This is a genomic window from Roseateles sp. P5_B10 (assembly GCF_056400485.1).
The window spans coordinates 1-8816 of sequence record NZ_JBFULE010000158.1 but is presented as its reverse complement, the minus strand read 5'-3'; the positions used below and the strand labels follow the sequence as shown (position 1 = coordinate 8816).

Genomic DNA, 8816 nt, shown 5'->3' with positions numbered 1-8816 from the left:
ACAAAGGCCACACCCTTGCCCTGCTGCAGCGCCTGGAAGGCCTGCGGGCCGGTGTCGAAAGTGACGACGTCGACCTGAGGTACGGCCTTGCGAATATTGGGCTCCTGCGTGCCGCCTTTGATGGTGACGACCTTCTTGCCGGCGAGCGCGGCTACGTTCTGGATGCCGCTATCGGCTTTGACGAGCACCTTCTGGCCGGTGACGAAGGTGGTCAGCGAGAAGTCGATGACGGCCTCGCGCTCCTTGTTGTGCGTGAGGGAGGCAGCCAGCAGGTCGACATGGCCTTGCTGTAGCTCGGGGATGCGCGCAGCGACGGCGAGCTGCTTGATCTGCAGCTTCACGCCCAGCCGGGTGGCGATGGCGCGGGCCAGATCGACCTCGTAGCCAATGATTTCGCGCGTCTTGGGGTCGATGAAGCTGTTGGGCTCGTCGGTGCCGAGCACGCCGACCACGAGCTCGCCCTTCTTCTTGATGTCGTCGAGCTGGTCGGCGTGGGCGACCTGCACTGCAAAGAGGCCGGCAGCGACCAAGGCCTGGGTGATTACGCGGCGGGAGAGAGTCATCTGGATTCCTGGAGAACAAGTGGTCGCATGCTAGGAATTACATAAGCCGCCGTGAACGATGCTTTTCGCATTTGCTTGTGCGGCGGGGCGCGGTCGAAAACCGCACAAGCTCATGCGAAAAACGGGATTGCGCGCGAAGCCTCCCTTCGTATCCTGCGAGGTCTAGCCCAAATTGGCCGCGCCCGACCCGCGGCCCGACTCGTCATGAACGCTCGACTCCCGCTCGAGGCCCGGCCCGCCGTGCTGGACCTCATCGGCAACACGCCGCTGTTGCCCGTGCTGCGCCTGGACACCGGCCCCTGCCAGCTCTTCCTCAAGCTCGAATCCCAGAACCCCGGCGGCTCCATCAAGGACCGCATCGGCCTGGCCATGATCGAGACGGCCGAGCGCGAGGGCTTGCTCAAACCCGGTGGCACGGTGGTGGAAGCCACCGCCGGCAATACCGGCCTGGGCCTGGCCCTGGTGGCGCGTGCCAAGGGCTACCAGGTGGCGCTGGTGGTGCCCGACAAGATGTCCGCCGAGAAAGTGCTGCAACTCAAGGCTCTCGGTGCCCGCGTGCATCTGACACGCTCCGACGTCGGCAAGGGCCACCCGGCCTACTACCAGGACGTGGCCGCCCGCCTGGTGCGCGAAATCCCCGGTGCCTGGTATGCCGACCAGTTCAACAACCCCGCCAACCCGCTGGCCCACGAGACGACGACGGCGCCCGAGATCTGGCAGCAGATGGGCCACGACGTCGACGCCATCGTCTGTGGCGTCGGCTCCGGCGGCACCATCACCGGCCTCGGTCGTTTCTTCCAGCGAGTGCGCCCCGGCATCGAGATGGTGCTGGCCGATCCGGTCGGCTCCATCCTGAAGGACTACATCGACACCGGCAAATTCGGTGACGCCGGCTCGTGGGCGGTGGAAGGCATCGGCGAGGATTTCATCCCGCCCATCGCCGACCTCAGGCCGGTACGCACGGCCTACAGCATCAGCGACACCGACAGCTTCGCCACCGCGCGCGAGCTCTACCGCGCCGAGGGCATCCTGGCCGGCTCGTCAACCGGCACGCTGCTGGCGGCGGCGCTGCGCTACTGCCGCGAGCAGACCACGCCGAAGCGTGTCGTCACCTTCGTCTGCGACACCGGCACGCGCTATCTGTCCAAGGTCTACAACGACCATTGGATGTTCGACCAGGGCCTGCTGACGCGCCCGCGCCTGGGCGACCTGCGCGACCTGATCTCGCGCCCGGTGACCAGCGGCGGCGTCGTGTCGGTCGGCCCGGACGACACGCTGCAGACGGCCTTCTCGCGCATGCGCCAGGCCGATGTGTCGCAGCTGCCGGTGCTCGATGGCGACCGCCTCGTCGGGCTGCTGGACGAGTCCGACCTGCTGGCGCGCCTGCATGCCGACGCGGCCGCGTTTGGCGCCCTGGTGCAGAGCGCGATGAACACCGACGTCATCACGCTGGCGCCCAGCGCTTCGCTCACTGAATTGAACGAGCAGCTGCGCCGCGGCCTCGTGGCCGTCATTGCGGACGACGCCGGCTTCCACGGCCTCGTCACCCGCTTCGACCTCATCAACCATCTGCGCAAGGAGGTCGCGCGATGAGCGATCCTCTCGACTTCAACACCCGCGTCATCCACGCCGGCCAATCGCCCGACGCCGTCACCGGCGCGGTCATGCCGCCCATCTCGGTCAGCTCCACCTACCGCCAGCACGGCCCGGGCGAGCACACCGGCTATGAGTACGGCCGCACCCACAACCCGACCCGCCAGGCCTGGGAGCGCGCCGTCGCCGACCTCGAAGGCGGCGCCCAGGCCTATGCCTTCGCGTCCGGGCTGGCGGCCATGGCCACGGTGCTCGACACCCTGCCCGCCGGCGCCCATATCGTCGCCGGTGACGACCTCTACGGCGGCAGCTATCGCCTCTTCGAGCGGGTGCGCAAGCACAGCGCCGGCCTGCGCGTGACTTACGTCGACAGCCGCAACACCGAGGCCGTGCGCGCCGCGTTGCAGCCTGACACCCAGCTGATCTGGATCGAGACGCCCAGCAACCCGCTGCTGCGCCTGAGCGACCTGGCAGCCATAGCCCGCGTCGCCCGCGAGCACGGCGCGCTGGCCGTGGCGGACAACACCTTCGCCAGCCCCTGGGCCCAGCGCCCGCTGGAACTGGGCTTCGACCTCGTCGTGCACTCGGCGACCAAATACCTCAACGGCCACAGCGACGTCATCGGCGGCATTGCGGTCGTGGGTGGAGAGCCGCGCCAGGCCGAGCTGCGCGAGAAGCTCGAGTTCCTGCACAACGCCGTCGGCTCGGTGGCCGGGCCCTTCGACAGCTTCCTCGCGCTGCGTGGCCTCAAGACGCTGGCATTGCGCATGGAGAGGCACAACGCCAGCGCCGCCGAATTGGCCACCTGGCTGGCCGCGCAGCCCCAGGTCGAGCGCGTGCTCTACCCCGGCCTGGAAAGCCACCCACAGCACGCCCTGGCCAAGCGCCAGATGCGTGGCGGCGGCGGCATGATCAGCGTGGCGCTGAAGACCGACCTGGCCGGCGCGCGCCGCTTCCTGCAGCGCGTCGAGCTGTTCACGCTGGCCGAGAGCCTGGGCGGCGTCGAGAGCCTGATCTCGCTGCCCGCCTTGATGACCCACGCCTCCATTCCGCCCGAGACGCGGGCGCGGCTGGGCATCACGGACTCGCTGGTGCGCCTGTCCGTAGGCATCGAGGCTGCGGACGACCTGCGGCGCGACCTCGCCACCGCGCTGGCCGTGATCTAGCGGTAGAAGTAGTAGGTCGCCGTGTAGGTGACGCGCACGACCTGGCCTGCCGCCGTGCAGGCCTCGGCGGGCGCGACGCCACCGACCGTCGCGACGCGCTGGATGCTCTTCGTCGTGCTGAAGACGCCGCCGCCGCCATTGCTCTTGGCCGCGAGCAGCAGCCAGGGGATGGCCTTCGCGTCCGGGCCCGGGTCGCGGGCCTTGACCTCGCCGACGACCGTGCTGCCATCCAGCCCCTCCCAGGTCGGACCGGCGTAATGCTTGCCCAGCGGCCGCCCCGCGCGGTCGGCCAGCGTGGCCTCGGGCGCCTTGAAGACCCAGGCGGTGCCGCTGCCATCGGCCTTGGCCTGGCATTCGTAGATCTGCCAGCCCTGGGCCAACGCCTCGAGCTGCAGCACCTGCCCGGCAGGGGGCTGCAACGCGGCAGGCACTTGAGGCGGCACCGGCTTGCTGGCGCAGGCGGCGAGGATGGGCAGCATGGCAAGGGCAGCAGCGCGCATGGGCAAGTCTTTCGAGTTGAAAACGCGGCGAGTCTAGGAAGGCGTGGCCCGGGCGTCGAGCCCTATCATCGACCGCCATGCCAGCCACGCTCTCCGGTCAACTCGTCGTCGCTATCTCGTCACGCGCCCTCTTCGACTTCGAGGCCGAGAACGAGGTCTTCGAGGCCGGCGACGACCATGCCTACATGGCCCTGCAGCAGCAGCGCCTGGACGAACCGGCGCCGCCCGGCGTGGCCTTCTCGCTGGTGGAGAAACTGCTGGCCTTCAACGCCGGCGGTACGCCCCAGGTGGAGGTCGTCGTGCTGTCGCGCAACGACCCGATCTCGGGCATGCGCGTGTTCCGCTCGGCCAAGCACTACGGCCTGCCCATCGAGCGCGGCGTGTTCACGCGTGGCGCCTCGCCCTGGCGCTACCTGAAGCCGCTGTCGGCCCAGCTCTTTTTGTCCACCAACGAGGCCGATGTGCGCCAAGCCCTCGGCGCCGGCGTGGCCGCAGCGCGCGTGATGCCGCTGGCGGCGCGGGCCTCGGCAGCGCATCCCAAGGAATTGCGCATTGCCTTCGACGGCGACGCGGTGCTGTTCTCCGACGAAGCGGAGCAGGTGTTCCAGCGCGACGGCCTGGCGGCCTTTCGCGAGCATGAACTGCAGCGCGCCCACCTGCCGCTACAGGCCGGGCCCTTCAAGCCGATGCTGGAGGCGCTGCACCGGCTGCAGCATTCACACGCCAACGGCATGAAGGTACGCACGGCCCTCGTCACTGCGCGCAGCGCACCGGCTCACGAGCGCGCCATCCGCACGCTGATGGACTGGCAGATCGAGGTCGACGAGGCCATGTTTCTCGGCGGCCTGGCCAAGGGGGAATTCCTGCGCGAGTTCGAGCCCGACTTCTTCTTCGACGATCAGGTCGGCCATGTCACGAGTGCGGCCGCCCACGTGCCCGCGGGTCACGTGACCGCCGGCATCGCCGCAGGCTGACCTCCTCCCCCTAGCTTGTGCATGCCGGCGTGACCGGGTCGCGCGGATTTGCGCGTCTGTGCATGTAGGGGCCGCTTGTGTGTGCCCCGGGGAGCATGCCGTGCCAAATCTGTGGATTCCTCATGCGAGCCGCCCGGCTTGCGGCCTGCCGCGTCTGCGGCGCCAGCCGCCACAGGTCTTCGGCTTCTACTGGGAGATGCTGCACGACCGCTCCGGCGACGTCGTGGGCGATGGCTTCAGCCGCTGCACCTTCCCGCAGTTGCTGATGCGCCCGGGCTACAGCTACCGCATCACACCGCTGCGCAGCGACCTGCGCCAGGAGGCTGTATGGCCGTCCTGATCAGCGCACTGCTGGACACCGACGCGATGGCCTTTGCCACCGAGCCTGCCATGCTGGGCGTCAGCGCGCGGCTGGAGCAGGCACTGACCACGCACCTGGACGACGCCGCCGGCAGTGTCGACATCCCGCTCCAAGCCCTCGTCGGCGATGCCGACAGCCTCATCATGGCCCAGATGCTGTTGGCCCAGCTGCCGCCCGGGCTGGCTTGCCTGGGCGCGCGGGATACGGCTGGCGGGATGCACGAAGGCGACGATGCGCTGTCGACTTGCGCATCGGGCCGCGGCATACAGATGGTGTTCTACCGCTTCGACCTGGCGTTGCTGCGCAGCCGCCTGCGGCCGCTCAAGGCAGCAGGCTGAGCCCGAAGCTGCGCTCGACACACCAGAGCAGGGCCAGCGCGGCGACAGCGCTGGATCCACCGGGCACGATCCAGCGCCGGTAGATGGTCGCCGAGCGCAGCATCAGGGCCAGTGGCAGCAGCAGCGCGACGACGGCAAGCTGTCCCAGCTCGACGCCGAGGTTGAAGCCCAGCAGCGGCAGCACCAGTTCGCTGCCGCGCAGGCCCAGGTCCTTCAGCGGCCCGGCAAAGCCGACGCCGTGCACGAGGCCGAAGAGGCCGACCATGCTCCAGCGCGGCCCAGGCACAAAGGGCCGCAGGTTGTCGAGCGCGGCGAGCAGCACGGTCAGCGCGATCAGCGATTCGACGACGGTGGTCGGCGGGTCGATGGCGCCGCTGGCCGCCAGCGCCAGGGTGATGGAGTGGGCCAGAGTGAAGGCGGTGACAAGCTTGAGCGTCTCGGCCAGCGCGGCGCGGCCGCTGGCACGGGGCGCCCAGCCCTTGCCCTCGCGACGCCAGACGGCGACGAGCAGCAGCGTGACGAGGAAAAGCACATGGTCCAGCCCGCTGGCGATATGGGCCATGCCCTCGACGACGAAGCCACCGAAGCCGCGGCTGTCCAGCGCCAGACGTTGTGGGCCGGCGCCGGGCGTCAGCACCAGCGGCTCGCCCGCCGCGCCGACGAGGCGGGCCAGGCCACGGTGGGCGGTGTCGGTGCTGGCAAAGAGGCGGTAGTCGATGTCGAGCTCATGCACGGCGGCGCGGCAGAGCCAGTGGCTGATGAGCACGGCGTGCATGCCGTCGCTGTGCTGGTCGAGCTGGGGTTGGGGACGGTCCTGCGGCGTGCAGGCCGCGCCATCGGCGGTGAAGCGCAGGCCGGCCATGGCCAGCGCCTCGATGTCGGGCCAGCGCTGGCGCACCTCGCCCCAGCTCAAGTTGCCGTCGCCATCGGCGTCCAGCGCCAGGTCGCGGTCCAGGTCGCGCAAGGCGATGTCCAGGCGCTGTTCGACCGCCGCACCTTCGACGCGGTAGACGAGATAGGCCTCGCTGGCCTGGTGGGCCTGGGCCACACCGCACAGCAGCAGCGGCAGCCACAACAAACAACGGATCACGGCGCGAAGCTCCGGTCAAAACGCCGATCAAGAGCGGCAAGGCGTGCATCCTGCCAGCCCTTGCCGCGCAGCACGCGCGCCAGTTCCTCACGCGTCGCATCGCCATCGCGCCCAGCGGCGAGGGCAGCGCGCAGCAGCAGCACCGCATCAACAGGCTCGCGCTGCATCGACCAGTTCAGCCGGGCCAGGCGCAGGGCCTCGCGTGGCTGCTGCTCGACATCGAGGGCAAAGCGGGCCTGCTCGCGCGCATGCTTGCCCGATTCGCGGCGGTCGGCGGCGGCAAGGCGCTCGCGCATCAGGGCGGTCCGCGCCGACGCATCGCGGCCGAGCTGGCGCAAGGCGATGACCTGGCGCAACAGCAATGCATCGGCCTCGGCATCGGGGCTGCGTTCGACCAGCACGAGGGCCTCGGCCGCACGCTGGCGGGCCAGCAGCCAGTCGGCCAGCGCGGCGCGCGTGTAGACCTCGTCCTCGCCGGCCAGCGCGGCACGGTAGAGGGCAGGCGCGGTGGCTTCGTTGCCGAGGCGTTCCGCCAGCTCGGCACGCATCAGTGCAAGCCAGGGCGCGATGGACCGGCCCGGGCTGAGCTGGGCCAGCGTTTGTGCCGCCGCTTGGCCCTGTCCCGACAGGCTGGCCAGCTCGGCCAGACAGGCAGTTGCCGGCAGTGCGGCCAGGGGTTGAAGCTGTTCGCACAAGGCGCGAGCCTCGGTAAGTTCGGCGCGCAGCTGATGCAACGCGGCCGCGTCGAGCAGGGCCTGGGCGCGATGCTCCGGCGCGAGATCTTCGCGCGCCAACAGGCGGTGCAGCTCGGCCAGGGCAGGCTCGAACTCGTGCCGCGCCTGCAGAACGCGGGCGCGCAGCAGCACGGCATCGGCGGGTGCATCGGCCTGGCGCCACCACGGCGCCAGCGCGGCCTGTGCCGCGCCGAGCTCGCGCGGGTCGCCATGCACGCGGGCGCGCTGCAGCGCCGCGCGGGCGGCGGCTACGGCGAGCTGCAGCTGTGCCGGGTCGCGCGCCAAGGCCGCACGGCGCTGGCGCTCGGCCGCGTCGATGCGGTAAGGCAGGCGCTGCACGATCTCGGCGTCGTCCTTCGGGACGAAAGGTTCGGCCAAGACCGCCAGCGGGATTGCCAGCAGCAGCACGAGCAGGTGCTTCACAGCGTCTGCGGCTCTTCGGTCTCGCTGACCGACACCGCCACTGTCGGCAGCGTCAGCGCCTCTGTGGTCTCGTCGTCGGTCTTCTGCGCCTTCAGGTAGCTCACCAGGGCGGCGGACGAGGCCACGGCGCTGTCGGGCACCGCGGTGGGGGCCGGCGGCGGTGGGGGCGGCGGGCTGATGATTTCAGTGTCGCTGTCACTGCCGCCGCAGGCGGCCAGCACGAGCACGGCGCCGGCGGCGACCGCGGCAGTCTTGCGGGTCAACATGGCGGCCCCTTTCACTTGGTGCCCGGGATGGGCGTGTTGAGGTAGGGGAAGCCGCTGAGCAGGGGCACGACAGCCTGGTCCACCGCGTCATGCAGCTTGAAAGTCGTGGCACCCAGGGGCACCGCGCTGGGCTTGCAGGCCGCGCCGAAGCCGAGCTTGTCGGTGTCGCCGTTGGCCACGCACAGGCCGCCCATGACGGCCACCAGCGAGATGTCGACGACGTCGTCCTTGGGACGGCGGCCGTTCGGGAAGCCGGCGTTGTCGTTGCCTGCGGCGAGGATGTTGCCGACGATGCCCAAACGGTTTTGTTGAGCGAATGGCACGGCGGCGATGGCCGTGTTCAGGCGCAGCATTTCGGAGGCCGTGACCGTCTTCTGCTGGTTGACGCCCTTGATGCCGGTCAGGAAGGTGGTGACGAGGTCGTTGCGCGGGAAGTTGGTCGGCGCGGTGTTGGGCAGGGCCAGCGCGATCTCCAGCAAGGCTGGCAGCGTCGGGTTGGTCACGTAGTCGGCGAATTGGCCGTCGTCCTTGGGCTTGGCGGAGTTGAACTTGTCCTTGTCCTTGAGGCCGATGACGACTTCATTCACCAGGGGCATGCCCAGGCGCGAGACCTGCACCCAGGCGCCGCCGGCCTTCTCGCTGGCCTGATGGCCCGAGCCCGGCTTGGGATCGAGCAGGCGGCCCTGGCGCAGGCTGGCCGTGGTCCAGCCGCCGATGACATCGTCGGTCGCGGATTTCAGGCAGTCCTTGTGCACCTCCAGCGCCAGCGTGGTGACGTTCTTGTCGTCGATGGTGTTGGGCGCGGCAT

Annotated in this window: 11 protein-coding genes; 5 read left to right on the top strand and 6 right to left on the bottom strand. The window is 69.7% G+C overall.

Going from position 1 to position 8816, the window contains the following annotated elements:
• A partial coding sequence (locus AC1DU6_RS12410) for a transporter substrate-binding domain-containing protein (RefSeq protein WP_477857498.1) occupies positions 1-563 on the bottom strand: 563 nt, incomplete at its 3' end.
• A gap of 204 nt (positions 564-767) precedes the next feature.
• Between AC1DU6_RS12410 and AC1DU6_RS12405 the strand changes: the two genes are divergently transcribed.
• Positions 768-2156, top strand: coding sequence for a pyridoxal-phosphate dependent enzyme (locus AC1DU6_RS12405; protein WP_457325239.1), 1389 nt, complete (start codon positions 768-770; stop codon positions 2154-2156).
• On the top strand, positions 2153-3322 hold the full coding sequence (locus tag AC1DU6_RS12400; RefSeq protein WP_477857496.1) for a trans-sulfuration enzyme family protein: 1170 nt from the start codon (positions 2153-2155) through the stop codon (positions 3320-3322). Before AC1DU6_RS12405 ends, AC1DU6_RS12400 begins: the two co-directional genes overlap by 4 nt.
• On the opposite strand, the gene AC1DU6_RS12395 is transcribed toward AC1DU6_RS12400, so the two are convergent.
• Positions 3319-3822 (bottom strand): DUF3455 domain-containing protein, encoded by a 504-nt coding sequence (locus AC1DU6_RS12395; protein WP_457325152.1) that lies wholly within the window; start codon positions 3820-3822, stop codon positions 3319-3321. The genes AC1DU6_RS12400 and AC1DU6_RS12395 overlap by 4 nt on opposite strands.
• Before the next feature lie 77 nt (positions 3823-3899).
• Between AC1DU6_RS12395 and AC1DU6_RS12390 the strand changes: the two genes are divergently transcribed.
• The 3 genes from AC1DU6_RS12390 (at position 3900) to AC1DU6_RS12380 (ending at position 5495) form a co-directional block, all read left to right on the top strand.
• Positions 3900-4796 (top strand): 5'-nucleotidase, encoded by an 897-nt coding sequence (locus AC1DU6_RS12390; protein ID WP_457325153.1) that lies wholly within the window; start codon positions 3900-3902, stop codon positions 4794-4796.
• Positions 4797-4896: 100 nt separating this feature from the next.
• Positions 4897-5136 (top strand): hypothetical protein, encoded by a 240-nt coding sequence (locus AC1DU6_RS12385; RefSeq protein WP_457325155.1) that lies wholly within the window; start codon positions 4897-4899, stop codon positions 5134-5136.
• Entirely contained in the window at positions 5124-5495 is a 372-nt protein-coding gene (locus tag AC1DU6_RS12380; protein WP_457325156.1) for a hypothetical protein, read from the top strand. The genes AC1DU6_RS12385 and AC1DU6_RS12380 overlap by 13 nt, the downstream gene beginning before the upstream one ends.
• On the opposite strand, the gene AC1DU6_RS12375 is transcribed toward AC1DU6_RS12380, so the two are convergent.
• The 4 genes from AC1DU6_RS12375 to AC1DU6_RS12360 all read right to left on the bottom strand — a co-directional run.
• Positions 5479-6585 (bottom strand): HupE/UreJ family protein, encoded by a 1107-nt coding sequence (locus AC1DU6_RS12375; protein WP_457325158.1) that lies wholly within the window; start codon positions 6583-6585, stop codon positions 5479-5481. The genes AC1DU6_RS12380 and AC1DU6_RS12375 overlap by 17 nt on opposite strands.
• Entirely contained in the window at positions 6582-7742 is a 1161-nt protein-coding gene (locus AC1DU6_RS12370; RefSeq protein WP_477857493.1) for a hypothetical protein, read from the bottom strand. Before AC1DU6_RS12370 ends, AC1DU6_RS12375 begins: the two co-directional genes overlap by 4 nt.
• Positions 7739-8008 carry a hypothetical protein gene (locus AC1DU6_RS12365; protein WP_457326087.1) on the bottom strand — a complete coding sequence of 90 codons (270 nt, stop codon included), beginning with the start codon at positions 8006-8008 and terminating at the stop codon, positions 7739-7741. Before AC1DU6_RS12365 ends, AC1DU6_RS12370 begins: the two co-directional genes overlap by 4 nt.
• 11 nt (positions 8009-8019) lie before the next feature.
• On the bottom strand, positions 8020-8816 hold a 797-nt coding region (locus AC1DU6_RS12360), incomplete at its 5' end, for a DUF4331 domain-containing protein (protein WP_477857491.1).

Excerpts from the sequence above, each read along its gene's own strand:
- AC1DU6_RS12405 (WP_457325239.1), top strand. The coding sequence starts at position 768 with ATGAACGCTCGACTCCCGCTCGAGGCCCGGCCCGCCGTGCTGGACCTC.
- AC1DU6_RS12400 (WP_477857496.1), top strand. The coding sequence starts at position 2,153 with ATGAGCGATCCTCTCGACTTCAACACCCGCGTCATCCACGCCGGCCAA.
- AC1DU6_RS12395 (WP_457325152.1), bottom strand. The coding sequence starts at position 3,822 with ATGCGCGCTGCTGCCCTTGCCATGCTGCCCATCCTCGCCGCCTGCGCC.
- AC1DU6_RS12390 (WP_457325153.1), top strand. The coding sequence starts at position 3,900 with ATGCCAGCCACGCTCTCCGGTCAACTCGTCGTCGCTATCTCGTCACGC.
- AC1DU6_RS12380 (WP_457325156.1), top strand. The coding sequence starts at position 5,124 with ATGGCCGTCCTGATCAGCGCACTGCTGGACACCGACGCGATGGCCTTT.
- AC1DU6_RS12365 (WP_457326087.1), bottom strand. The coding sequence starts at position 8,008 with ATGTTGACCCGCAAGACTGCCGCGGTCGCCGCCGGCGCCGTGCTCGTG.